The sequence below is a fragment of the Oribacterium sp. C9 genome (assembly GCF_002007235.1).
Taxonomy (GTDB): Bacteria; Bacillota; Clostridia; order Lachnospirales; family Lachnospiraceae; genus Oribacterium.
This window is the reverse complement of sequence record NZ_MUHW01000014.1, coordinates 78,623-104,880: the sequence shown is the minus strand read 5'-3', so window position 1 is coordinate 104,880 and position 26,258 is coordinate 78,623. Positions and strand designations below refer to the sequence as shown.

The 26,258-nt window shown below is 43.4% G+C and carries 23 protein-coding genes; 8 read left to right on the top strand and 15 right to left on the bottom strand.

The window, feature by feature from the left end:
- Nucleotides 1-20 precede the first annotated feature (20 nt).
- The 6 genes from BXO88_RS10095 to BXO88_RS10070 form a co-directional block, all read right to left on the bottom strand.
- Entirely contained in the window at nucleotides 21-1,319 is a 1,299-nt protein-coding gene (locus BXO88_RS10095; protein WP_078037609.1) for an MFS transporter, read from the bottom strand.
- Nucleotides 1,320-1,536: 217 nt separating this feature from the next.
- Nucleotides 1,537-3,024 carry a hypothetical protein gene (locus tag BXO88_RS10090; RefSeq protein ID WP_078037608.1) on the bottom strand — a complete coding sequence of 496 codons (1,488 nt, stop codon included), beginning with the start codon at nucleotides 3,022-3,024 and terminating at the stop codon, nucleotides 1,537-1,539.
- Nucleotides 3,025-3,202: 178 nt separating this feature from the next.
- Nucleotides 3,203-4,072, bottom strand: a complete 870-nt coding sequence (locus BXO88_RS10085) for an MBL fold metallo-hydrolase (protein WP_078037607.1) — start codon at nucleotides 4,070-4,072, stop codon at nucleotides 3,203-3,205.
- A 16-nt stretch (nucleotides 4,073-4,088) separates the two neighbouring features.
- Nucleotides 4,089-5,312, bottom strand: coding sequence for a CaiB/BaiF CoA transferase family protein (locus BXO88_RS10080; protein ID WP_078037606.1), 1,224 nt, complete (start codon nucleotides 5,310-5,312; stop codon nucleotides 4,089-4,091).
- Nucleotides 5,313-5,491: 179 nt separating this feature from the next.
- Complete coding sequence (locus BXO88_RS10075) at nucleotides 5,492-6,844, bottom strand: 2-hydroxyacyl-CoA dehydratase family protein (protein WP_078037605.1); 1,353 nt, start codon at nucleotides 6,842-6,844, stop codon at nucleotides 5,492-5,494.
- Nucleotides 6,844-8,013, bottom strand: coding sequence for a 2-hydroxyacyl-CoA dehydratase subunit D (locus tag BXO88_RS10070; RefSeq protein ID WP_168171679.1), 1,170 nt, complete (start codon nucleotides 8,011-8,013; stop codon nucleotides 6,844-6,846). Before BXO88_RS10070 ends, BXO88_RS10075 begins: the two co-directional genes overlap by 1 nt.
- 434 nt (nucleotides 8,014-8,447) lie before the next feature.
- Here BXO88_RS10070 and BXO88_RS10065 point away from each other — a divergent pair, with 434 nt between their 5' ends.
- Together BXO88_RS10065 and BXO88_RS10060 are read left to right on the top strand one after the other, a co-directional pair.
- Nucleotides 8,448-10,109 (top strand): PucR family transcriptional regulator, encoded by a 1,662-nt coding sequence (locus BXO88_RS10065; RefSeq protein WP_078037603.1) that lies wholly within the window; start codon nucleotides 8,448-8,450, stop codon nucleotides 10,107-10,109.
- Between the two features lie 145 nt (nucleotides 10,110-10,254).
- Nucleotides 10,255-10,452 (top strand): hypothetical protein, encoded by a 198-nt coding sequence (locus BXO88_RS10060; RefSeq protein ID WP_078037602.1) that lies wholly within the window; start codon nucleotides 10,255-10,257, stop codon nucleotides 10,450-10,452.
- A gap of 120 nt (nucleotides 10,453-10,572) precedes the next feature.
- Here BXO88_RS10060 and BXO88_RS10055 read toward each other — a convergent pair whose 3' ends face one another.
- The 7 genes from BXO88_RS10055 to BXO88_RS10025 all read right to left on the bottom strand — a co-directional run bounded on the left by BXO88_RS10055 (nucleotide 10,573) and on the right by BXO88_RS10025 (nucleotide 17,947).
- Entirely contained in the window at nucleotides 10,573-11,346 is a 774-nt protein-coding gene (locus BXO88_RS10055; RefSeq protein ID WP_206099985.1) for a L,D-transpeptidase family protein, read from the bottom strand.
- 231 nt (nucleotides 11,347-11,577) lie between these two features.
- Nucleotides 11,578-11,826, bottom strand: a complete 249-nt coding sequence (locus BXO88_RS10050) for an FMN-binding protein (protein WP_330395136.1) — start codon at nucleotides 11,824-11,826, stop codon at nucleotides 11,578-11,580.
- Between the two features lie 91 nt (nucleotides 11,827-11,917).
- On the bottom strand, nucleotides 11,918-12,913 hold the full coding sequence (locus BXO88_RS10045) for an ABC transporter permease (RefSeq protein ID WP_078037600.1): 996 nt from the start codon (nucleotides 12,911-12,913) through the stop codon (nucleotides 11,918-11,920).
- Nucleotides 12,906-14,171 (bottom strand): ABC transporter permease, encoded by a 1,266-nt coding sequence (locus BXO88_RS10040; RefSeq protein WP_078037599.1) that lies wholly within the window; start codon nucleotides 14,169-14,171, stop codon nucleotides 12,906-12,908. The genes BXO88_RS10045 and BXO88_RS10040 overlap by 8 nt, the downstream gene beginning before the upstream one ends.
- On the bottom strand, nucleotides 14,164-15,756 hold the full coding sequence (locus BXO88_RS10035) for an ABC transporter ATP-binding protein (protein WP_078037598.1): 1,593 nt from the start codon (nucleotides 15,754-15,756) through the stop codon (nucleotides 14,164-14,166). The genes BXO88_RS10040 and BXO88_RS10035 overlap by 8 nt, the downstream gene beginning before the upstream one ends.
- 120 nt (nucleotides 15,757-15,876) lie before the next feature.
- Nucleotides 15,877-17,154 carry a BMP family ABC transporter substrate-binding protein gene (locus tag BXO88_RS10030; RefSeq protein ID WP_078037597.1) on the bottom strand — a complete coding sequence of 426 codons (1,278 nt, stop codon included), beginning with the start codon at nucleotides 17,152-17,154 and terminating at the stop codon, nucleotides 15,877-15,879.
- Between the two features lie 208 nt (nucleotides 17,155-17,362).
- Nucleotides 17,363-17,947: a xanthine phosphoribosyltransferase gene (locus BXO88_RS10025; RefSeq protein ID WP_078037596.1), complete on the bottom strand. Its 585-nt coding sequence runs from the start codon at nucleotides 17,945-17,947 to the stop codon at nucleotides 17,363-17,365.
- A 159-nt stretch (nucleotides 17,948-18,106) separates the two neighbouring features.
- On the opposite strand from BXO88_RS10025, the gene BXO88_RS10020 reads away from it, so the two are divergent.
- The 3 genes from BXO88_RS10020 to BXO88_RS10010 all read left to right on the top strand — a co-directional run bounded on the left by BXO88_RS10020 (nucleotide 18,107) and on the right by BXO88_RS10010 (nucleotide 20,400).
- A complete protein-coding gene (locus BXO88_RS10020) occupies nucleotides 18,107-18,586 on the top strand; it encodes a hypothetical protein (RefSeq protein WP_078037595.1) in 480 nt (159 codons plus the stop codon).
- 5 nt (nucleotides 18,587-18,591) lie between these two features.
- Entirely contained in the window at nucleotides 18,592-19,746 is a 1,155-nt protein-coding gene (locus BXO88_RS10015) for a DUF6765 family protein (RefSeq protein ID WP_078037594.1), read from the top strand.
- A gap of 111 nt (nucleotides 19,747-19,857) precedes the next feature.
- Nucleotides 19,858-20,400, top strand: coding sequence for a DUF308 domain-containing protein (locus BXO88_RS10010; protein WP_078037593.1), 543 nt, complete (start codon nucleotides 19,858-19,860; stop codon nucleotides 20,398-20,400).
- Nucleotides 20,401-20,507: 107 nt separating this feature from the next.
- Here the strand turns inward: BXO88_RS10010 and BXO88_RS10005 are convergent, their stop codons facing one another.
- On the bottom strand, nucleotides 20,508-21,092 hold the full coding sequence (locus BXO88_RS10005) for a flavodoxin family protein (RefSeq protein ID WP_078037592.1): 585 nt from the start codon (nucleotides 21,090-21,092) through the stop codon (nucleotides 20,508-20,510).
- 219 nt (nucleotides 21,093-21,311) lie between these two features.
- On the opposite strand from BXO88_RS10005, the gene BXO88_RS10000 reads away from it, so the two are divergent.
- Together BXO88_RS10000 and BXO88_RS09995 are read left to right on the top strand one after the other, a co-directional pair.
- Nucleotides 21,312-22,961 (top strand): FAD-dependent oxidoreductase, encoded by a 1,650-nt coding sequence (locus tag BXO88_RS10000; protein ID WP_078037591.1) that lies wholly within the window; start codon nucleotides 21,312-21,314, stop codon nucleotides 22,959-22,961.
- Between the two features lie 384 nt (nucleotides 22,962-23,345).
- Entirely contained in the window at nucleotides 23,346-24,236 is an 891-nt protein-coding gene (locus BXO88_RS09995; protein ID WP_078037590.1) for a LysR family transcriptional regulator, read from the top strand.
- 116 nt (nucleotides 24,237-24,352) lie between these two features.
- On the opposite strand, the gene BXO88_RS09990 is transcribed toward BXO88_RS09995, so the two are convergent.
- The gene (locus BXO88_RS09990; RefSeq protein WP_078037589.1) at nucleotides 24,353-25,327 is read right to left on the bottom strand and encodes a calcium/sodium antiporter; all 975 of its coding nucleotides are present in this window, start codon (nucleotides 25,325-25,327) and stop codon (nucleotides 24,353-24,355) included.
- 316 nt (nucleotides 25,328-25,643) lie between these two features.
- Here BXO88_RS09990 and BXO88_RS09985 point away from each other — a divergent pair, with 316 nt between their 5' ends.
- Nucleotides 25,644-26,234, top strand: coding sequence for a hypothetical protein (locus BXO88_RS09985; RefSeq protein WP_078037588.1), 591 nt, complete (start codon nucleotides 25,644-25,646; stop codon nucleotides 26,232-26,234).
- Nucleotides 26,235-26,258 lie beyond the last annotated feature (24 nt).

The window sequence follows — 26,258 nt, the reverse complement described above, 5'->3', positions numbered from 1 at the left end:
CCATTTTTTACACGTTCTTTTTATGCGTTCTTTACTGACAGATTCAATACAAATGAAACAACAGAGAATACTAACAGCAATACAAACGGTGCTATATAGGATCCTGTTGATGTGAACAATACTCCACCTATAGTCGCAACAAAGCTTGCCGGTATCAGAGTGGTATTTGCCACACTGAAGTTTGCAGGGAAATTCTTTGCTCCGTAAAATGATGCGACAACTGATGATGTTACAGGCGGCTGGAATGCATAGCTTATTCCGGTCACTGCAAGACCTATTGCAACCAAAGGTACAGAATGCATGGAGATAGCGAGCAGCATAAGAACCGGTGCTGTAATTGTGATTATACCGTCTACAAGCATGGTCTTTCTCTGTCCGATCTTATCGAAAAGAGCACCTGCAAGAAGACGTCCCGCTCCATTACAAAGTGACAGTATTCCTGCAAGCATGGTGGCAACTCCTGCTTCAGCTCCTGAGAAGATTGCTACATCTCTTGCCATACTGATGGTACTGTTTCCAACAGCTGATGCAAGAACAAGGAACAGGAAGAACCTGAGGAAAGATGGTCTTTTGATCATCTCCATGGTAGTGTAATCCTTCTTTTCTACGATTGTATCATCTTTCGAAGTTTCTCTTACTGAATCTGAAGCAGCATCATCTGAATCAGATAATGTTTTCTCGATCACAAAAGCTTTTACATTCTTCTCATGAAGTTCAGTTCCTTCATCGGCTTTTGCAAAAGAAACATTCGGATCTTTATGCTTAAGTATCAGTGAAGCTGCAACCAGTGCCGCACATGTCATGACTCCAAGAAGCATATATGTCACTCTCCAGCCAATGCTTCCAATCATTGAATTGGCTACATTTCCGAGCACAAGGGCGCTGGCACCAAAGCTCATCATCAGCGCACCCGATGCAGTGCCCTTCATATCGCTGAACCACTCATTTACAACAGATATGATAGCATTGTACGCTATACCTATTCCGAGTCCGGCAAGTCCGCCGTAGGATAGGTACAGAAGACTTAATCCATCTTCGTGTAATGTCGAGGAAATGTAGAATCCGCAGAGACTGCATACTGCTGCCATTAAAAATATAAGTCTCAGATTGATTCTTTTGATCAGGATTCCCGAGATCATTCCGCCTATGCAGAAGGTACACATGGTGATGGTGAAGTTCAGCGCGAGCTGAGAGGCTCCCCACCCCATCTCCTCCATAAGAGGTGCTTTCAAAATTGACCAGGCATAGATGATGCCCGAAAAAAACATTACTGCTATACCGACTACAATGACCGGCCAGCGCTTTACATTATTTTCCATATACTTCTCCTTTAAGCATTAATTTGGACTTTTTTAATCATTAATGATGCAGCACATATCCCTGCAATATGTGCTGCATCATAGATTTAGAAAAGTATATCATCATGTCCACTTGTCGACAAGTGTTTCTGATTAATTTCTATTCATTCAAGAAACATTCATCTGATTTTGCATACTCTATGCCGGCAACCTTAGATCTTTCATGTCACTCTGCGGGTCAAAGAATGTATGCGCATGAAATATAGGCAATGGATGAAGATATGGTCACTATAGGAAATACCAGCATTCCCCACTTAAGTATCCAGCCCTGGTTTTCCTGCATAGTCTCGGTACCAAGGAATAGAGGTGCTGAACCTCCTGCTGCCATAGTGATAAATGCGCAGAGCGCACTCATTACTATTCCGGGAATTACTGCACTTACATTGACACCGCTCTTTCCGTAATTAACAAGAAGTGGACCTACTACAGTACCGATGATCACTGCGGTTGCTGTGTTTGAAAATACATTGGTACATACCATTGTAAGAAGTACCAGCACAACAACAAACATCGGGAACGGCATATTGCCGAACAGTGCATTCATGATATCAGCAAGCCACATTCTTACTCCAAGATCCTTGTCGGAAACCATCATACCAAGGGCTGTAAATGCACATACCGCAAGAACTATTCCCCAGTTCACCGCTTTACCCATGGAGCGGTCAAGATTAAGCAAAGGTTCACCATCGATATGGATGAAAAACATTAAGATCGCCATAAATACGAACCAGAATCCCTGTCCGATTCCGTTTATGATCTCGTATCCCGGGAATGAATGCGGGAGCCAGATCATGACAACGGAATACATTACTCCGGTAACAAAAAGACCCATGGTCCATTTCTGACGTTTATTGAATGTTGTTCCGCCCTGAGATGTAATGGAAGCCACGTCTGCATCTCTAAGCTTTGCAAAATCTGCTTTGTACAGGGTTCCTATGGAGATTCCCATGGCTACTGCAATCAGAACTCCTGCGATAATGGCTGTGAGCATATATGATACCTGATCTATCTGTACTCCGGCCGATAAAAGACCACTCTTATCATCTCCCTTGAGAAGGTTGAAGATCATAAGCGCCATTCCCTTGAACGGAAGAATACCGCCTCCTACCGAGCCTGTAACAATTGCGCCTGTATACATCGCTTTTTTCCACTGGCTCTTGTTATCATAACCCACAGTATTTGCGATGGAATCAATCATGGCAATTGAGAACATGTACGCGCCAAGGGCCGATGCAAGTGCGCCAAGAGCCGTCATTGCAATAAAAAAAACTACCGTGAACAGTACCGGTTTTCCGTTCAGTACCTTGCTTGAAATCATTTTTCTTGCAAGAACTGCATCAGCTCCGCTTTCTGTCAGGGCATAAAGCACTACAAAAATCACTATGAGCTGCCAAACCGTTTCAGATCCCAGAGTCTGGGCGATTATATCTTTTCCGTTTCGGAACCCTGTTAGAACTATGCTGAACATTATCAAAAGAGAAGGTGTTACCATTCCGAATCCCTGGGCGATCATCCAGATTCCGCCGATAAAGATTCCGATAGCCTGAACTCCCAAACGTGTGACCGGTCCCCATGTAGGACAGATCAGACCAAATACAAACATAAAGAAAAGACTGATGCATAGATGCATTATCTTCTGACTTGTATATCTCTGACTTTTAGGCATTTTTAAACTCCTTTATATAATTTTTCATTTTAAATGGAAACTCCGGTTTGAATGTGAAATTTCCAACTTGAATGGTGAGTCGTATACGAATTCGGATAATTCCATCCGCAAGTGAACCATGCAGGAAAAAGGGAATTATCCTGTAGATATTTAGAAAAGTGACTGTGAAACGCTTCCATCATCCTTCTTTTTTCGGCGATCTCCGTAAAGGCTCAGGAGGAAGCAGTTTGTCAGCCGCCAGAGCCTGTTCCTTCATCCTCTGAAGACACATATTTGTGAACATATCTTCATAACGTACACAGGCATCTCTTCCGATGACAAACGGGTTCGCTACACCATCGAAGATGTCCCTTACTATCCTTAACCTGTCTGTACTCTTATCGATAAATGGGTGAGAAGATATCTCCACATCACAGCCGAACTCTTCTGCGATTTTCGCAAAGCTCGTGCAGGATTGAAGATACTTTACCTTATCGCTCATTGAATAAGGTATTCCTGAACCTCCCCACATCTCAACATAGTGCTCTCTTCCTTCGTCAGTCACTCTGAAAATAAAGCTCATACAGCCCGGAGAATGTCCCGGTGTCGAATAAGTATATACTGAAGTGTCTCCAAGAACGAAAGCTCCGCCGTCTTCCAAAAATCCGTCCACATCCCATTTCAGTACTCCGGAACGGTCTCTGGTATTTTGTTTTGCAAATTCAAAATCCACCTTAGACATATAGATTTTGCAGCCTGTTTTTTCCCTGAACCAGTCAGCCTTTCCAAAATGATCCCCATGCCCATGGGTGATAAGAATTGCTTTAAGATCACTTAACGGAAGTCCCAGATCTTCAAATCCCTTAACTATACAGTCTCTGTGTTCGGAAAGTGGTTCCATACAGTCGAGAAGTATCAGTCCTTCGCTCGTTTCAAGCACAAAGCATCCCACATCCGGATTCCCTATGAATGAAAGCTGGTCAAAAAATTTTGTTGCAGGCGTATCACCCTCATGTCGTCCGAAAAGCGGCCTGTGTGGATTTGGTTTTCGCCAGGTTTTATATATCATTTTTCCTCCCCTATAATCAGATGACTTTCTTCTCTTTAAGATCTTCTATCTCTTTTTCATCAAGACCAAGCAGATCCCCGTAGACATATTTATTGGAATCACCAAGTCCAGGCGAACACTTATACTCAACATCAAAGCCGCTGAATTTAGCTGCAAATCCTGGAAGCTTCACCTTTCCACGCTGAGGATGATCTATTTCCACCATCATTCCACGCTCGTAGTACTGAGGGTCATTGGTGATATCGCTTACATCAAGGAGTGCCCCTGCAGGAATGTCGTGCTTACACAACCAGTCCATGGCTTGGAATTTATCTTTATCCTTAAGCCAGTCTTTGATAGCGTTGTCGCACATTTCCTTATTTTTAAATCTTTCTCTTGGAGTAGCCATCTCGGGGCAGACATCCTGCTTAAGATCATGTCTTCCTATGGCATCACATAGGTTATCCCACTGCGCACTTCCCGGAGCTCTTGAGCAGTAAATGTGTACATAATCATTTACACCGAAAGGTTTGCAGGGATATGTATCGGAAGGAGCAACATCCTCAAGCGGCATTCCGTTCGCTACTCTTCTGTTAGGCACACAGCCGTTACTGTAATACGGCTCCCACTGACTTCTTGAAAGTCCTATGATGAAGTCCTGCATGGCAACATCCACTCTCTGACCTGCTCCGGTTTTTTTTCTCTGTAAAAGAGCTGTAATGATGGAAAGCGCCAGCATTATACCTGTTCCGCTGTCTCCCACGGAGATGCCGCACTTTATCGGTTTTTCAGGAAGTCCTGTCGCCGATACCATGACACCTGTATGTGTAGCTATAGGATCAAACGCCGGATAATCCTTGTAAGGTCCCACCTGAGAGAATCCCTTAAGGCTTGCATAAATGATACCGGGATTCAGCTCTTTACAATGATCGTAGGTGAACCCCAGCTTATCCATGCTTCCCGGTCCCATATTTTCAACCACCACATCACACTTTTTCATCAGCTTTTCAAGAAGACTGAATCCTTCTTTTGTCTTTGCATTACAGGTGATTGATTTTTTGTTCATGTTCATTACCAGGAATCCGTAACTGTCTATACCCGGTTCTTCCTGTGTGTAACGGCCCAGTTCTCCTGTTCCCGGGCGTTCCACCTTTAAAACTTCAGCTCCAAGCCAAGCCAGAGTCTCCGTGCAGACTGTACCGGCTTCAAACTGAGTCATATCCAGCACTCTCACGCCGGATAATGGCTTTTCATTTTGCATTTACTTTCCTCCCTTTTCAGTCAGGCCGATGATATGGATGATATAAGGCTCTGACATATTTTTCCTTTAATAACCTTACTTGTATGGTTGGGGGCTTAGTACTGTACAAATAAGATCCTTTCCCAATTCACACCATTTGTCTGGTATTTAGAGTGATTCGTTTTATGATGTGGTATCTGTCATTTTGCTGTTTTTGCTTCGTGCGCCGGAATGACTCGTTTTTCAATAAAATCTTCCACCAGTTCTGTCATGGTCTCAGCATTCCATTTCTTAGGATTTACAGGATCAGCATGGAAAGTAAGAATCGGTATCCCCACCTCTTCCATAGCCTTTTTTATGAAATAACTTCCTTCAACCGCCTGCATATCATTATCGGGAATCATATAAACTACTCCGTCGATGTCATTATGCTTTGCTTCATGTATGAACCAGCTGCTGTTCCATGGCGGCATGTGAATGAAATCCTCCATTCCGATAAACCTTGCCGCAAGTGCCCTTAAGGGATCTCCTTTTTCATCATTTCTTATATAGGCATCTGCTCCCATGGCAAGGTACATGGACCACATAAATACAGCTCCGTACTTTTCTTCAAATCTCTGATAGAATTGAAAATCCTGCCACATTCCGCGACCAAGCCACATCATCCTGAGCTTTTCGCCGGGCACAGCAGCTTCACCTTTATCAACCAGAGCCTTTATTTCTTCGTAGAGCCCTTTTGCATGCTGTACACCCCATTCAGTCCCGCGCTGCCACTGAGCCTGCATAACAGCATTGATAGTGTCAACAACTGTTACCGGAACAGGATGGGTCTCTGCTATAAGATCACGTATCTTTTTGTAGTAACCTTCCTGCTCATTTATAAGATTCATTACATGCTGCAGTTTATTAATGTCGAACATCCTGCCGGTCTTCATCTCGAGCCATCGTATAAGTTCCTTAAGCTCCTGAACCGCAAAATCCAGTCTGTCGGTATCGTACATTTCTTCCCAACGATCCGCTGAAAGCTCGTACCAGTTAAGAGGCGTCTTACGGGCTACGGTATTTTCGATGAGATAAGCCTCCGCACCGTAGTTTTCAGCCAAAAGTGTAAATATCTTCGATTGGACATCTCCCGTCAGACGGGTCACACAAATAGTCGGTTTCGGCAAACCTCCCCAGGGGCCCAGAGGATTGCCTTCCTCATCAAATTTTTTATCATCAGGATCGAAACTTTCTGCAAGAGTCTGTGCATCGTAGCTGTTAAGATCCGGCCTGTACCCATTTTCCTTCATCAGGTCGAAATATTTTTTTGTCATCCTCTTGGCTCCGCATATGGCGGCCCACCACTGATTGACAACGAAAGGAATATCCATGGCCCTGAATATCTCCATAGGAACATCAGCGTTGAGGATTGCAAACTCACCATTCTCTTTTTCCACCTGTTCCTTCATGGAAAAGAACCATTCTTTCTGATACAGGCTGGCAGCTTTAGTCGCCTTCAGTTTTTTAACGACTGTTGATTTAGATTCCTGAATCTTCTTTTCTTCACTCATCAGCTTCGGCCTCCCCTCATCTCCTCCGCAAATTCACCGAGTCTTTCTTCCAGACCTTCGTTTTTTGCAGCAGGCCAGAGCATCTTTTCAAATCTGATATGCTTTATGCCTCGTCTTTCAAGACTTTCTATCTGCTTTGGTATGTCCCAGGTCGCAACTTCATCGTATATGTTGGTGTAGAATACGACTGCCTGAGCGCCTGCTGCTTCCACCTCTCTTTCGAGAGCCTCCATACGCTCTTTAGGAGTCGCCTTTTTTGCAGAGAATTCTCTCAGCATATAGCGATCGACTATTCCGCGTATCACCGGATAGTCCAAATTAAAATCCCTGTTAAAATATCTTTCTCCAAAGTCCGTGTCCTCACCGACGATAACAAGACCTTTTGATTCGATCATTTCATAGAGTCTTAAGTCCTCCTGATTCGCACCTGTGTAATACACACGGGGAGCATCGATCACAGGCCATCCTCTCGCCTCATCTGAAAGCTCATTAACAAGCTCCGTGTGTTTCTCTCTGTCCATAAAAAGGCCGGCACCTATGATGACAAGAGCCTCACTTCCCGTGATTCTTACCTCGTTCCCATGACGAAGGGCCGAAATCCTTCTAAGTGCTGCTCTGTTTTTATTGCAAATGTCTGCAGCCTTCAGAATATCAACATCGGTTATCTCATGTCCGGCCCACTCCTCAAGCTGTTTTCTGAACAGTCCGATTATAAATTCGTTTCTTTCCTGATGAAGACGATTCCGGGTAAATAGCCAGTCTATGAACGTGATTGGAACGATAGGCTTCTCCGGTTCCACCCTTTTCAATTCTCTGAGATAAAGAAAAATTCTAATGTCTATATCTGTAGAATTTGATATAGCAAGATAATCAATCTGTTCACTGTAAGTTCCGTCCACCAGTTTTTCAAACTGAGCCCTGACGACCGGTTCAAATGCATATTCAAGATACTTGTCAGCCTCAGTCATATCTCTGTCAGAGTCCGCATATATGCGAACCGGAAGCATTCCTGCTGCGATAACAAGCTCATCCGGAACATCACACCCCAGCTCTCCCAAAACCTTTTTCCCTTCGCTCCTCTCCTTCAATAAAGCTTCAGAACGATGGTCATATACTTCTTTTAATGCATTAAACGCTCTACTCTTGAGCGCACATTCATGTATACCCATCCTGTATTTTCCTTTCCGGGTCAAAACTGTTTTCCATTTACATAAATCAACATAAATCACTTCCGCTGCACTGATAATGCACAAAACTGCAGTTCCATTTCCATTCACTTGATTCAAGATTTTCAGAGTCATGGAGTATCTGCATATAAGCAAGATAAAATGCAGTTATCATATGACCCAGCATAAGTATTTAATCATCTATTACAGGCTGTTTTTCTTCCTGAATATCTGACTCACAGATTCCGATTTAATCAGCTCATAAGGTGTTCGATGAATAAGCACTGATTTATGTCATCGAATTAAATTTTATATTTTGGATATTTTATTTAATAGATGGCGCTCGCCAATATAAATCCAAAGAAAATGTGCACAGTGCACATTTTTATGCTAGAATCAACTGAAATAGATGGATTAATTGTTTAGAATGACCATGAATGACTGCCGGAAAGGATGGAACAGACTCTTTGAACAGCTATACTCCCTTTATGCTTCAGAAATGGCTGAAGGATATCGTAATAAGGATTTTTACCGGCGAAGGCATGCCGGAACTAACAGGTGGAATTCGGATACTTGAAGAAGGAGAAACTCCGTTGGACAGTCATTGTCTTTATATAGGAGACCATGAACTTATAGAAAAAGCTTTTTCTCTGGGGCGTTTTCCCGGGTCTCCCATAATGATAATCAGCGCAGGCAGCTGCAAGGCTTTTACAGAAGATAATGTACCAAGGCAGCTCAGACTTGTTGAAACCTCCCTTCCTGTAATTCCTCTTTACAACCGTGTTCAGGAAAGTGTTCACAGATATCTTGAATGGGAAAAGCTTGTGAGAGACAGTTTTTTTGAAGATGACGGTCTCAAGAAAATTCTTGATGCTTCACTCCCCATGTTCAACGCAACACTGCTTCTTTGCAGTTCCTGGTATAAAACCCTTGCCGCTTCCTGCCACCCCGATGTTAATGATATTTATTCTAAAGAGATCAAAGAGATGGGGCATTTTTCCCACGAATCCATTCAGAAACTGAGTGGTCGTGAAACAGAGAATGGCGGTCTTCTCGTGCATACCGAACTGCTTCCGCCGGATAGTGAAAATCATATGATCATTAGACGAATTTGCTTTAAAGGTGAGATCTACGCAAGACTTTTTGTTATTCTGAAAGATAAAACACCCGATTCCTGCATATCTGATCTTACGGAAGTACTGGGAAATTATCTCTCAGAATTTATGTACGGACATCATGGTGTGGATTTTGGCGGCAATCCTGAACTCCGAACCTTTGTTTCCGATCTAATTGAGTTCAGACTTACCGATAAAAAAGAACTTGACGAAAGGGTTGGTGTCTTAAACCTGTCCATCACGAAATATTATCATTTGATTGTTATCTCCGTGCCGGAAGACCCTGTGATAAAAGGTGTACCCTATAATTATCTTATTAACCAGATAAAACAGATTTTTCCGTACAGCGACATTTCAACTTATATGGGAGATATTCTTGTTCTTGTTCCGAAAAAAAGTTATGAAGCTGCCATCACATTCGATAGAGAAGCATTTGAGACTCTGCTTGATAAACATGATGCACATGCGGCTATCAGTAATTATTCCAGGTTCCTGACCTCTCTGCCTACGATTTATCACCAGACAAAACTGACTCTGCGACTCGGTATGAAAATGTCTCCGGATGAACGCATTTATATTTATGAAGATTACAGTATGTATCACATGATTGAAATGGCAGACAAAGGTTCACAGGCTTTGACATTCAACCGGAATATCATATACCTCTGCCATCCGGGGTTAATAGCGCTTATGAATCATGACAGAAAGACCGGCGGTAATCTTACCGAAGTGATGTATATCTATCTTCGTAATGAACGTAATTCTGCATTGGCCGCAAAAAAACTATTCATACACAGAAATACCATGCTTAACAAAGTTCACAGAATTGAAGAGATACTTGGAGAGACTCTCGATGACCCAAGGCTCAGGGAACGACTTCTTTTCAGTTACCATGTCATCGAATATACAACAAAATACAGAAATGAAGATGTTATGGCCCTTAGGAAAAATACTGATATCCGGGATTGTAGGAAACAGTCCTGAAAGGATGAAGAAACCGGAAAATATTCCTTCGCCGAAAGGTCATTGTTTCCATGGTTAACCTGTGTCCTCTTTGAAATCATTGACTATTATTTAACATTATTTCCTTATGTATAGCATTTATTTCGCCGAGAAATAATGTGTTAAGATGGAAGATCTCGATAAGACAGACTCTACCATGACCACTCAGGATATAGTCGAAGCCATGAAAAGCGTATCCAAAACAGAAGGCAAGTGGACCACACGCTGGACCATGGTGTACAGCAGTGAAGGCAGTCCAAGTGTGGACTATTACTGGAATGCAGACTACGATCATATTGCGGAAAGCTACAAAATCGGAGGATAACCCCACATCACGAAATAACAAACAGCCCGGATGCCCCGGGCTGTTTTCTCATGAAAGTGAATATGCAGATTGATTTTTCAGCCCCTTTCTGTCGGGCCATACCTATACAGGTATATCTGTTTAAAACTCTCCCCCAAGATTCTCCAAAGAGTCTATGACAACAACACATTCAGGCTTTACATGCTGAATGATATAGCGCATCTGGTCCATAGGAACGGCTACACATCCTCCGGTATAGGGCTTTCTGTCTCCAAGGCAGTGAAGGAAGATTGCAGAGCCTCTTCCCGGCGTGCCTTCTTCATTGAAACCGATATTGAGACAATACTGATACTGGTATGTATAGTCCATGATATGCTCACTGTTTGTCATATCAAGGTCAGGATAGTCCTTTATATCCACCAGCTCATTGTAATGCATGCCCTCTCTGTCATCACCTGACCAGTAGATATCCTCGGTAACCTTTGTATACGGCATGATGCATCCCGGGTCATCTGCAATTCCGAAAGCCTTTGTAAAACGATAAGTTCCCACAGGTGTCTGGGCACATCCTTCAACATGCTCATCATCCGGACAGGTTCCGTTTTTTCCTACATAACCCGGAGTGGAACAGATCATCTTCCACTTTCCCTCCTTATCCTTTTCATGCATAGATACCCATGCTGTTGTCTTCTCGTAGGTGGCAACCACAAACAGCTGCTCAGCAGAATCTGCCTGCGAAAGCTTCATTACCCATTCAGGAGAGTCCTCTGCCTCAAGATTAAGGACCTCTCTGGCAGAACCACCACCTGATTCAGATGTTCCCGGCAAAATGGCCTCCGGTACTGAAGTCTCGCCACAGCCTGCTAGAATCAAAGCACATAAAATAAACATTCCAATTACAATTCTTTTTTTCATTCCACACCTCACAACACTTAACATATCTATGATATATCACTTGTCTCTATTTATCGACGCGATCTCATTGTTTATCAGTTGGGCATTTGATGACTCTATTTACAAAAAAACAGGTCCTCCTCTGGTATGAGAAGAACCTGTTTTTCAACTGATTACTTTTGACACCCGATGTTCTACTAGTGAACTCTTAGTGCCTTCAAGTTGATTTAATTTTATTCTGATTAACCTGCTTTACTTTGCAGCGTACTTTGCAGCATTCTCACCTGAGATGAAGCCCATGTAAGCACCTACGCCGAGAGCCTCACGACCTGGATAGTAATCACCGAAGAAGCCTGCCTGCTCAACAGCATCGCTTACCAGCATACGAACAGCAGAGCTTGATACTGTTGCTCCTGAAATAGCGTCAACGCCCAGTGACTGGTGCTCAATGATGGCATCTGCCATAAGCTTAAGTGCCTTGTCACCTACACCTAAAGTAATGTCTCATCTTACATCATAGAGCTGCTGTAAAAAATAAAGGCATACTTCCACGGTTAAAACGTAGAAGTATGCCTGTTAATTTAGTCAAACATCATCGGTCTTCTCTGAAATACGGTCGTCCCAGAGACGCAGGAGGCATGTTTTCTCGCTTCCTCTGCATACTCGTTATGATGAGAACAATTATCGTAACGACATATGGAAGCATTTTATACAGCTCCTTGTTGGCAAGATCTGTTCCCGTCGGGATAAACAGATAAAGAATATAGAGACCTCCGAATAAGATCGATGCAAAAACTCCGATACTCGGATGCCAAATCGTAAAGATGACCAGTGCGATGGCGAGCCATCCTCTGTCACCGAATCCGTCATTGGACCACACACCGGCCGCATAATCCATGATGTAGTAAAGTCCCCCAAGGCCGGCAATCATACTGCCCACACAGGTAGCTATATACTTATACTTCGTTACATTGATACCTGCCGCATCAGCAGTCGCAGGATTTTCTCCCACAGCTCTAAGATGAAATCCGGGTCTTGTCTTTCTAAGTATGTATTCCGCTGCAAAAGCAATAATTATGGCCGCATAGGCAAGAAAACCGTAGGACAGAAATACTTTTCCGAACCATCCGGTAGTATCCGCAAAAGGAAGCTTTCTGCTGAAGCAGGCACTTGTTGCGGTCAATGCTATCGACGGAACATCACTGCCTGTGATCTTGATAAGAGAGCCGCCGAAAAAATTACCGAAGCCCACTCCGAAGGTAGTCATGGCAAGACCTGTAACATTCTGGTCTGCACGTAAACTTACTGTGAGGAAACAGTACAGTAAGCCCATAAGTCCTGAACCAAGAAGACAGGAGAACAGGGGAATCAAAATTCCCAGAACCGGATTCATAAGGGACGGATCCGGAAGTGAATGCTCATAGAAAAAGGCTCCTATAACACCGGATATGGCACCTACATACATGACGCCCGGGATACCCAGATTCAGATTGCCGGATTTTTCTGTCAATGTCTCTCCGGTGCTTCCGTATAAAAGCGGTATGCTCTGCATCACCGCACGAGGGATAAAGGTCACTAAATCAAACATCTGCTCTGTCCTCCCTGCTATCTTTAATCTCCGCTTCTTCTGAAGAACCCGCCGCATCCGAAGTCTTGTCTTCAGCGTCATTCGGATTCATCTCTTCCTGTGAAGCCTTCTCTTCTATTGCTGAAGCATTGTCATCAGAATTATTTACTTCCGTTTTTTTGTTCACATGTGAAGGTAATGCTGAAACATCCGAAAAACTTATTTTGTACCTGATAAAGAATTCACTTCCGATTATGAAGAAAATGATGATTCCCGTCAGGATATCTCCAAATGCATGATTAAGTCCGAACTTGGTGGAAATCTCACTTGCTCCTCTGTCCATGAACACAAGCAGGAAACTGGTAAAGATCATTTTTACCGGATTGAATTTTCCAAGCCACGCCACCATGACACCTGTAAATCCACGTCCGTTTGCGATGGTTGTGGTAACAGTATGATCTGTACCTGCCACCAGTAAAAATCCCGCCAGTCCGCAGAGGGCACCTGAGATAATAAGGGTGCGAATGATTACATTCTCCACGTTGATGCCCACATATCTTGCTGTACGTTCACTTTCACCTACAACGCTTATTTCATAGCCCTGTTTACTGTAGTTGAGATACACATACATGATGATGGTCACAACAGCCACGATCAAAATATTGAGCAGATACTTACTGCCGATCTGAGGGAGCCACCCTGCCTCTGTTGCCTGATTAATGATTCCGATCTTTCCGGAACCCTTAGGTACCTCCCAATGAATTACATAATAGGCAACGATCTGTGTGGCTACATAGTTCATCATGAGAGTGAACAGGGTCTCATTGGTGCCCCATTTTGCCTTGAAAAATCCCGGAATAAAAGCCCATAAAGCCCCTGCACAAATGCTTGAGAAAAGCATTACCGGAATCAGCAGAGCATTAGGAAGAGCATCCCCAAGCTTGATCATACATGCCGCACTGGCTAGACATCCCATGAGTATCTGTCCCTCTCCTCCTACATTCCAGAAACGCATGCGGTAAGCCGGAGCCAGCGCAAGGGACACGCACAGTAAAATAGCGATATTCTGAAAAAGTATCCAGCCCTTACGGGTGGTACCGAAGCTTCCCAGTACCAGAGATTTAAACACTTCTATAGGGTTATCACCTGTCAGTCCCATGGTCACAAGTGCAGAAACCAGTAACGCAAGAATGATAGCTGTAGTCCGTATCGCAATCACTTCCATTTTGGGAATGAATTTTCTTTTTGAGATATGAAATTTGAATTCTTTTTTATTCATGTGTAACCTCCGAAGCGACCGTCTCTGCAGAATCCCCCACATAAGGCTTATTTGGATCCAGCAGTTTATGGGAGTCGATATTCTGCCCCATCATAAGAAGTCCTACGTCATTTTTCGAAATAGTCCTTGCGTCCACTGCTCCCATGAGCTTTCCGTCTGCAAGAACAAGAATTCTGTCACAGAGAGCCAGTAATGTATCCAGATCCTCTCCCACATAGACCACTGAAACTCCCTTCTGCTTTTGCTTTTCAAGGAGCTCGTAGATCATATAAGAGGAGTTAATGTCTAAGCCTCTTACAGCATAGGCTGTAAGAAGTACCTTAGGCGTCAGAGATATTTCACGTCCAACCAGTACCTTCTGAACATTTCCTCCCGACAGATGACGCACAGGTGTCTCAATATTAGGGGTCACAACGGATAATTCACGAACAAGCTTTTCTGCAAGTTTTCTTGGGCCTTTCCGATCTGTGAAGAACCATCCTCCCTTCCGGAAAGAACGGAGCATCATGTTGCTGGAAATGTCCATGTTTCCCACAAGTCCCATACCGAGACGATCCTCAGGCACAAAGGACAGGGTAACTCCCAGATTCTCTATATCCAGCGGCTTTTTCCCGATGAGTTCAGTATCCTGTTCTCCATCAGTGAAGCGGATGGAGCCCTTCTCCACCTTCTGAAGACCGCTTATGGCTTCAAGAAGTTCCTTTTGTCCGGAACCTGAAATACCGGCTATACCAAGTATTTCATTACTGTATGCTGTAAAGGAAATGTCATCCAGCATCAGCACCCCTTCTTCGGAGCGAACACTGAGTCCCTTAACACTTATCCTCGGTTCCGGCTTCTCAGGCAGTGTTCTGTCTACATGAAGCTCAAACTGGTGTCCCACCATCTGATTGGTCATTTCCTGAATGCTTACATCAGAAGTCTTCAAAGAAGAAATATAATTACCTGAACGCATGACCACCACACGATCAGAGATTTCTTTAACTTCATTTAACTTGTGAGTAATGATAATTATAGATTTTCCATCACTTTTCATTTTACGGAGTATACGGAAAAGTCTCTCTGTCTCCTGAGGCGTAAGTACAGCAGTAGGTTCGTCAAGAATCAGAAACTCCGCCTGCCTGTACAGTACCTTTATGATCTCAACAGTCTGCTTCTGTGAAACTGACATGGTATAGATCTTCTGTTCAGGATCCAGGTCAAACCCGTAACGATCACATATCTCCCTGATTTTTGCTGCCGCTTTTTTTAAGTCGAACCTTCCCTTTTCATTGAGGCCAAGAACTATATTCTCAGCAGCGGTCATTACATCCACAAGCTTAAAATGCTGGTGGACCATGCCGATTCCCAGATCCAGGGCATCTTTAGGTGACTTTATATCCACCTTCTCACCATTAACATAAATCTCACCGGAATCCGGATAGTATATTCCGGCAAGCATATTCATAAGCGTAGTTTTACCTGAACCATTTTCCCCCAGAAGGGCAAGTATTTCTCCTTTATTTATTTCAAAGGAAATATGCTTGTTGGCTACAATATTTCCAAATGTCTTGGTAATGTTCCGGAATTCAACAGCAGCACTCATCTTTCATTCACCTTTATATCTTTTTTGCTTAATAATTTTTGCACCTTTATGTAACAAAAAGGGCAGTGCAGCATGTTCTGCCGCACTGTCCTTTAAAACCCTTCTGAAAGGGCTCAGTATTTAACCAAAGTTTGTATCAAGAAGTGTGATACCATCGATCTGAAGATCAAAGTAAGGTGCAGATCTGTACTCTGACTCATGGAAGTATCCTTCTGAAACAGCCTCGGTGTCACCCTCATACTGTGGATCGGTATCGACATCAGCCATATAAGTCTCAAGCTTCTTGCCTTCTACTGTGAAGGTCTCTGTATCAAATACATGAAGCTTTCCTGACTCAAGATCTGCCTTGACACTGTCAAGCTTTTCCTGTGTACCTTCAGCTGCAACATTATTATTGATATCTGTAAGAAGAACGGAATCTGTGCCGAGAGTTCCTGTCCAGTCCTTGTCAAAGCTCTTTCCTTCAGCGCATGCTGTAATGCTCTCTACAAAATAAGGAGCCCAGTTTATTCTGGATGAAACGATAAATGTATTTGGAGCTACACTCTCTGTTGATCCGTTATAAGAAATATTCGGAACGCCTGCTGCTTCACAAGCTGTCGGCGCACCCATGGAATCTGCGTGCTGGGAAATAAGAACACACTTGTCATTGATAAGCTTGTTTGCTGCTTCCTTCTCTGCTGTCTCATCATACCATGAACCTGTAAAGGTAACTTCCATAGTCGCTGATGGGCATTCTGAACGGGCACCAAGGAAGAATGAAGTATAACCTGAAATAACCTCTGCATAGGTATAAGCACCTACATAACCGATCTTTGCCTCATCCTCTTTGATCTTTCCATCCTTGATCATCTCGTTGAGCTTCATTCCTGCAGCTACTCCTGCAAGATAACGACCCTCATATATAGAAGCAAAAGCATTCTGATAATTATCGAGACCTTCTGTATGTGCCTTTGTTCCGGTTGCATGTGCAAATGTCACCTCCGGAAATTCTTTTGCTGCCTGGATCATGAAATCCTCATGACCGAAAGAATCCGCAAAAACATATCTGCAACCACTGTCTGCCAGCTCTGCAGCTGTATCATAACATTCCTGACCTTCCGGAACATTGGTCTTGAATATAACATTTTCCGAAGGAATGCCAAGCTTTTCAGTTGCTTCCTTTGCTGCATTAATGAAGTTAAGATCATAGGTAGAATTCTCATCATGCAGGAAAATAAAGCCTACCTTCATGTCACTGAAACTTGCATCAGCTGATGCCTGGTTTTCATTTGATGCTTCTTTTGCTGCCGCTGAAGGTGCAGATGCATTCTCCGCTGTTTTTGAACCGCCACATGCCACAAGTGATGCAAGCATAACAGCAGTCATTGCAATGGACACAATCTTTCTCATAATTATCCTCTTCTTCCCGGAACTCAGGTTCCTTCATAGAAAAACCGGTCATCCTATACACCATATTCTGATGTCATCGATAACCGGTTGCCTTTGATTCATTTGTCATTATACCGATAATTAATAAAAAGTCGATATAGATAATATAATTTAAATAAAATATTTGCTTATTATAAGCGTTGTTATAAGTTTCTATTTATGCTTTTTGAGAAACTTACAGTTCGTGCTCTCTAAATGTTATGCCGCCATCATCCGTCATAGTCTCAACTATCGCAATGGAACATACATCAAATCCCTTATCTCTGAGATACTTACCTCCATCCTGGAATCCCTTTTCAATGGCGATTCCTATTCCGGAAACCCTGGCTCCCGCCTGCTCACAGATTTCCAGAAGGCCCTGAGTGGCTTTTCCGTTTGCAAGGAAATCATCCACAATTAGAACATTATCCTCAGGTCCCAAAAACTTTTTGGACATGATAACATGTGAATCTGTTCCATGTGTATAGCTGTGCACAGTGGTCTGATACACACTTCCATCTATGTTTTTACTCATGGACTTTTTGGCAAAGACAACCGGAACATTAAAGTGTATTCCGGAAAGACAGGCAATGGCGATACCGGAAGCCTCTATGGTAATGATCTTATTTATGCCGCGATCCTTGAAATGCTGATAAAAGGTTTCTCCAATTTTATTAAGCAGGTCGATATCCAGCTGGTGATTCAAAAAATTGTCCACCTTCAAGATAGCTCCGGGTCTCACCTGTCCGTCATTCATGATCTTCTCTTCTAAAAAATTCATTTCTCATCCTCCGTGTCATGCCTGATTTGTATTTTCCCATAAAGCATACGTTATTTCTGACATTTTTCAAGCGGCAGTTTTTTACTGTAATTATACTCCATTCTGAATCCGTCGATAATTATGATTAGAAACAGATGTGATCGGGGGGGCTGACTTTTTATGGAAAGAGAATTGAGACGAAGACAAAGTATGCTGGCCGTCGCAGGAAACGGCGTGATGTTCCTCGGGCTGTGGAGCTTTTTGAAGATAAATCTATATTTCATTCTGGGACGGAGTGCCATCCTGGATGATTTTCTAACTGATGAATCCATAGATGAAAGCACCATGCTGCTCATACTATATATCACCTCCATGGCACTAGCATCCATCGAACTTTTTTTCCGCATACGGATCGGTCGAAATGCCATCGCTGAATCACGAAATACGAAAAAACCTAAACGATATATCGGCATGGCTATGACTCTTATCGTCCTGTACGTAATATCTATTATTTTCACTATCTTTCAACTAAATTTCTCAAATAACAATTTCTGGGATCAGCTTGCATCTATGATAGTAGATATTACCTCTCTCGTAATGCTGGTAGAATTGGTCAGCTCCGCCAGTGTACTTCGTAAGATAAAACAACAGATGGGATAATTTTTATGCAGAAAGATTTTCATTATTACGCCACATATTGTGCCGCCATACTTTCCGGATACACCCACGAAGAAGCCATGGTCATATGCTACAGCGACCAGTTTGTAGACCTGTGTTCCGCCACCCTGCTCTCGAAACTGAAAGCTCCGAAGTCTGCCGCCACAACACAGCTGCAGCTTGAGCTCATGGATTCAAGAACTGATATCATCAGCCTGCAGAACATCACCCGCATATGGTCATCATTTCATTTTCTTCCTGGTGATCTTTATGCAAAAAGAGAAAAGTGTTCCAAGTCCTACCTCAACAAATACAGACTTATATGTAAACCGAACAGCGACCTTTTACTGAGCACGGTTGAACATGCCAAAGACAAATCACTTCAGGCCGTGGGACTGGCGATGCACGTACTGGCAGACACCTGGGCCCACAGCTATTTTGCAGGAACTCCGTCTCTAGTCATAAACAACACTGATCCATATTTTTTTGAGCTGATACCCGATGGAGACGACTACACTGAGCGGCGTATCACTTTCATGCACAAAACCTCGATCAAAGATGATCCTGACAGCTCCACCTATGTCAGCAGCCTTTACCAGAGCTCTGAAAATTCCATCATGAATCTCGGTCACGGTCGGGCGGGACACCTGCCGGACTACAGCTTCATACGCTATCGCTACCTTCCCGCCTGGGGGGACTATGACGACATACTGAAGGACAACCCCTCTGATTATATCCATGCCTTCGCGCAGATGATCGAAGCCATGAAGTATCTCCGGGGTGCGAATGCTTCGTTCCAAAAATCCTGCTATGACTTTGAGGCTATTTCACCCTACAGGGATGAGATAGACGCTATCATCAAAAAACGTCAGTTGGATGCCTGTGCAGACTGGAAAGCCTTTGGAGAAAAACTATCCGGCCATACCATCGAGGATTTCGACCTGAATAAATATCAAAGCGAATATATGGAAGCACCTTCCAAACTTAAGGATGAGACCTTTATAGGCAGGTTCATACTTGCCGCCATGGTCCAGAAAAGCATGGTCACCAATGCCATCTTCGAATCAGGCAATATTCTCGCCGGCTTTTCCGTAAACTATTGGAAGAAAGGTTTTAGGGGAATAAAAGACTATAAGAAACTTTTGGAGTTATTTAGTATCTGATGATATAGGAGAGCGTGAAGCGAACTAAATGGGCTGACGTTCCCAACAGCGCATAGCGCGAAGCGGTCAGATATCGACTTTTGACACTCTCATCATATTATAGGAGCCACTATGACAGCTTTACAGCGAATCAAAAATATCATAACTGCACTTTGCATGATAGCATGCAGCATCATCCTGCTTGTTTTTCCGGAAAACGGATACTACTTCGTTTTGCTTTTACTCAGTTTGTCGCTGACTATCTATGGAATAAAAACACTGGTTTATTATTTTACCATGGCACGAAAGATGGTAGGCGGTCAGAGTATACTGTATCGCGGTGTCGTCATACTTGACCTCGGGATCTTCTCACTGACAGTCGCTGACAATCCTACTGTTTTTGCGATCGTTTACCTGCTGCTCATCCATCTGTTTACCGGCGTGGTAGATATACTCCGGGCACTTGAAGCGAAAAGTATCGCAGCCCCTTCATGGCGTTTCAAGTTCATAAGCGGAGTGGTAAACATTATCCTCGCACTCATAGCTTTCATATCCGGCGCAGTCATGAAATCCATGGAAACCCTTGTCTATCTCTACTGTCTGGGACTTCTGTCATCCGCAGGCGCCAAGCTCATCAGCGCCTTCCGAAGAACCGCTATAGTTTATATTCAGTGATATGTACCCGCTTTACCGGACAAACCGATAAGGTGAGTACACATCATAATCAGGACGGAATTCATATAGCGTTTCACCGTGAAACCCGAAAAGCCGCCTGACATAACTTATGCTCTGATGTAATTTGTCTTGATCTTCTCTGCCGGTGCAGGTGCGTCCACTCCGGCCTTCTTTCCTGCCTCGATGCACTTGAGCAGCCACGCCATGTTCTTCCCGAGAATATGCATGGTCTGAACACCCTCTTCGTCCTTCATAACATCTTCAGGTATGCTTCCGTGAACCATAGGCCAGTAGTTTGCAGACACAAGTGGCATCTCAGTGTACTGGATGTACTTGTTAAGTACGTCTATGGTCGAAGTGGTTCCGGCACGGCGTGCCGAAGCGATGGCTGCTGCCGGCTTATGTCTCAACACTTCTGCTCCCGCTCCAAAAAGCCTGTCGAGGAAGGCGATGATCTCACCTGACGGAGATGAATAATAAACCGGAGAGCCAATGACGAGCCCATCAGCATCTTTCATTTTCTCTATAACTGATGCCACCATCTCATTTACCTTTCCGTCCAATGCTTCTTTACCTACATGTACAACCTCAGTATCGATCCCGGAAGCATTGAGCTCCTTCGCAATCTCCCCAAGTGCTGTAAAAGTACATCCCGTAGCATTCCTGCTGCCGTTTATCATAAGAACTTTCATGATTACCTCCCAGATCATTGATATCATATTTTTTCATTATACATTATCCTTGAAAAATATTGACTATTAACTGTATCAACAAAGGATATAAAAATAATTGATGCACCTTGATGATTTTTGATATCTCCTTAACAATCCTCGTTTTTTATAATAATTACATATATATGAATGCATTATTCGTGAAATAATATGCAAATTCAACAAGAAAAGGAGAGTAATATGGATACAAAAATCAGTAGACGTTCCTTCTTAAAGGGCGCAGCCGTTGCCGGCGTAAGTGCAGCAATAGGTGTTCTCGGGACAGGCTGTGATAATGCAAATGATATTCCGCTTCCCGAAGTAAATCCACCAGCGACAGATGAAACAAAAGAAGCGACTAAATCTTTTCTTCCTGAGGAAAACTACAGTATTGCTGAGACACGTGATTATGATGTCGTCGTTGTCGGAGCAGGTGGCGGTGGAATGAGCGCAGCCATCAGATCAGCTCAACTAGGTATGAAAACTGTAATTCTGGAACAACGTGATGTAACAGGAGGAACCACACTTTTCACTGAAGGACTGTTTGCTGTGAACAGCCATATCCAAAAGGAAAATGGTAAAAATCCTCCTGATTTAGGCTATGATCTCTTCACCCGTGCCATGGACTTCCATCACTGGTATGCAGACGGAGCATTGTTCCGCAAATATATGGATAATTCCGGAGATAACATCGCGTGGCTCGAAAGTGTAGGTGTGGAGTTTCAGGGTACAGGCACTATGTGTGCTAACGAATACAACACATGGCATCAGTACAAATACGAAAAAGGTGAGATTTCAGGAAAGACCTATGTTGATAATCTGACGAAGGCAGTTAAGAATGCAGGTGCAGACCTCGTGCTCGGAAGTGAAGGTGTAGACATTCTTCAGGCGGAAGACGGAACGGCAAACGGAATCATTGCCAAAGAAGGCGATAAATATGTTCAGTACAATGCTTCCAAGGGAGTCATCCTCGCTACAGGCGGCTACTCTGATAATCCGGACATGATCCGTGAATTTGGTAAAAATCCTGACAGAATCGATCCTATGGGTGCAGGTGGAAGAAACGGTTTCGGCATCAATGCAGCGCGAAAGGCCGGTGGAAAACTGGCACCGTCTCCCGGATGCCTGGTATTCTACGGAGGCTGCATTCCTGGTGTAATGTACGGCACACATCTCTATTGTGCATCCGCGTTCCAGCCTTATTTCTGGATCAACGGTGAGTGCCAAAGATTCGTTAATGAATACTATGCCGAGCGTAATTTCACCTTTTCCGGTAATGCCCAGAGCATGCAGGATCGAGTTATCTCCATCGTTACACAGAAGCAGATGGATGAGATGTTCGAGCATGGCGGAACCTTCGGCTGCGGTGAGTATATCCATGCAGGCGAACCTCTGAGTGATCTCTGGAATGAGTTCAACGCTCAGAAGGATGGCGGAAACAAGAATGTTCATGGTCCTTTGGAGACCCTTGATGATGTGGCAAAGGAGCTGAATCTGGATGCTGATGCACTCAAGGCTTCCATCGAAAAGTATAACGGTTACTGTAAGAGCGGCGTTGATGAGGAATTTGCAAAAGACGCCAAATATCTTTTCCCTCTGGAGAGCGGTCCGTACTATGCATTTGAACTTTATGCCGGTATTTTCACTACTGTCGGCGGCATGAAGATCACCCCTGATGCTCAGGTTCTGGATGCTGATGCGAAACCGATCCCGCATCTTTACGCAGTCGGCTGTGATGCAGGAGGAATCTACGGTGATTCTTACGATGTAAGTATATGTGAGGGTTCCTGCCAGGGCTTCGCAGTATACAGCGGAAAGGCTGCCGCTGAGCATATCGCAGAAAACAGCTGATGATTTTTGTCCCCCTTATTAGCCTTAAAATCTAACGATTGAATATCGGCATTGCTTTATGTTTCATGACATAAAGCAATGCCGATTCGTTTATTTATTATGATAATGCAGCCTGATTTTCCTATGTGATTTCCATTTATCTGTCTCCAATTTCAAAAGCACTGTCCAGACGTCAATCTGCACTCTTAAAACATTGTATTTTATTGTATAATTTAAATAGACTGTCTTCCCGGGTTTTAGTGGGAAGACAGTTTGAAATCGAGCTTTCAGACTAAATCGGTGAAGCCCATGGAGGTAAGTTTGTAATTGAACTTTCAAACTTTATTGTTTGGTCATTTACTAATTCGAATAAACTTGATTCGTGCATGACCCTTGGAGGCAACAATGGATTTTTATCGTATCGAATGTTTTCTGACGGCCGCTGAAATGGGAAGTATGTCAAAGGCGGCAGAAAAGATGTGTATGACTCAGCCGGCTATGTCGTTTCAAATTCGAGAATTGGAGAAAGAACTTCAGGTAACCCTGTTTGAACGTGATCACATCGGCATACGTCTGACAGAATCCGGTAAGATAACTCAAGCCGGACTTTCACATATCATGGAAAGTTATCGCCGTCTGCTGAATAAAATCCCCAAAAACAGCTACGATAAAATGCATCTGACTGTAGGCTACCACGGTTTCATAAACTGGGCGGGGCTTCACAGTTTTATTGCTGTATTTTCAAAGCGTCACCCCGAGATAGAGGTATCCATCATGGAACAGCAGTGCAAAGAACTGGCTGACTATCTGGAACTGGGAAATCTTGATGTAGCTATTCTGATAGATCAGGAATTAAAAAACAGACAAGGTCTGTCTTCAATGTCTCTATTTCACGAGAAAACCTGCTTCGCTGTTCCGAACACACATCCTCTGGCAAACAGAAAAAAGATAACCATAGAAGACTTAAAAGATGAAACCATACTGATGAATAATCATAATTCTACTTGTATGAATGAACTGGTGGATAATCTGATACGCTCGGGAATTCCTTCTGATAAATTTCGTTTTGAAGAGCAGCCCGGTGTCTGTCTTGCCATGGCCGTTGCCGGACAGGGACTGGTCTCTCTCCCGAAATCCTTTCAGCAGAACAATCTCCCATTAAGCTATGTGGATTATGACTCTTCCGTTTGCAGCATATCTCATTCTCTTGCATGGAACAGTTCCACGCAGAATCCTGCGGTCAAACTGTTCTGTGAAGAAGTGAGCCTTGTTTCATGGCCATTTGAGACCGGATAGATCCCCACCGGACAGTAATTTGATTTTTTCTAAAATAGAGATTTCCAAAATATTCCTGCAGCTTAAAGACCAGCCTTCAAAAAGGCTGGTCTTTTCTGTAAAATATATTCGCAATATCACGAAACAAACTGATAGGCCGTAAATGACACATATATGCATAGCAGCAGTATCCCCTGCCATCTGTACAGTTTCTCTTTCAGCATAGCCGGAAGACACATGATGAGCATAACTATGAGCATCAAAGGAATGTCTATGACCAGTGATGAATTCATACCTGCTATGGTTTTCTCTGCAGGCACAGAAAATGGATTAATCGTGATGGCGGTGCCACATACCAATACTATATTAAAAAGATTTGCTCCAATTACATTTCCGAGACTGAGTGCGCCATGTCCCTTGGCAAGAGAAGTAATTGCTGTAACCAGTTCTGGAAGCGAAGTCCCGAGCGCCACCATCGTAAGACCGATCACACTGTCAGGAACTCCAAGCGCCTGAGCGATTATAGTTCCGTTATCAACGAGAAGGTTAGCACCGATTGCGATCACTACTGCACCTGCTACAAGCAGCCCTATTTCCATCCAAAGAGCCTTTTCTCCGGATCCACCCTCTCCTGCGTCTTCACTCACCTCCTCTTCAGGATGTGTTTTCATGTGAAGTACGGTGATCACCATGTAATTCGCAAATATAAAAAGAAATGCGAAGCCATGCCATCTTTCAAATCTTCCCTGCGTCCATGCGATAAATGCATATGCTGTCGACGATACAAAAAAGAACGAAAACGGAAGAACAAGACTCTTTCTATTTGCCTTTCCCGGTTTAACAGCTATGGTGATGGCGGCAATGAGCGAGGTGTTGCAGATGATAGAGCCGATGGCATTGCCATATGAAATACCTGCATTACCCTGCATAGCAGCCTGCGAAGAAACCATAACTTCCGGAAGTGTCGTTCCTATGGAAACGACTGTGGCTCCTATAAGAAGCTCCGGAAGGTTAAATCTATGGGCTATCCCTACTGCTCCATCAACGAACCAGTCTCCTCCCTTGATGAGCAATACAAGCCCTGATAAAAATAATATACACGGCACTAACATATCATTCTGCTTCCTTTTTCTCGACTGAATTTTATCATGAATTCATAACAGACTCTGCACTCTTATTTAGAGGTTCCGTGAGGCATGTCCTATATTATTGTAACATAAAGCAACGGTCCTCCTCCCATCTTTCATTACAAATGTTGCCGGTTCAAATCTGCCATTGTGCTTTTTAGTTTATACTTCGCTATTGTTTCACAGCTCCAAAAAGCTGTTTCCTAATCTTATTCATATCCTTCTTAAAGTCGAATTACCTGTTGAAGTAGTTAATTTCATGTAAACTATTTTTTCCCTGAAAGGAGTGTAGTAAAGATCTATGAAAATCAAGGATGCATTTTCAACCTATGGAAAACAGATCGATGCCTATACCGACAAAATCAGAAATCTCACTAAGCAGAAACATTCATTGGAAGTCCAGCTGAAAGATGATTCTGACAATGCAGAGACATTAAAAAAGGATTATGACAAGCTTGAGCTCTCTATAAAAAATCTTGAAGAAGCAAGATCCAAATGCTCAGCGTTCACCGAAAAAGTAATGGAGCTGGAAATAAACCTGCATAATATGCTAGTTGCGAAACAGCAGGCAGACGCTTATGACAAGGCAGCAAAGGACATGGACAAATGCATGAATGTGGCAGCAAAATATGGCAGGGGCGAGAAAGTTCCGGCGAAAGATTTACAGAAACTTATGCAAATGTATCCGGAACTTTACAAACTTGCCGTAGCTCAGCGTATGATGTCCGAGCTCAAAGACAAGAAGCATAAATCAGAGTGGGAAAACGAAGAAGATCAACCTGCTGATGTATCGGTAAGCGACGAAGTTGCTGAGACAGAGGTAACATCAGAAGCTCCTGCCCCGACCGATTATAGTGATATCCAATCCGAATCCGATTTCACCGGACAGTAATTTATATTTTTCATTAAATAAAGC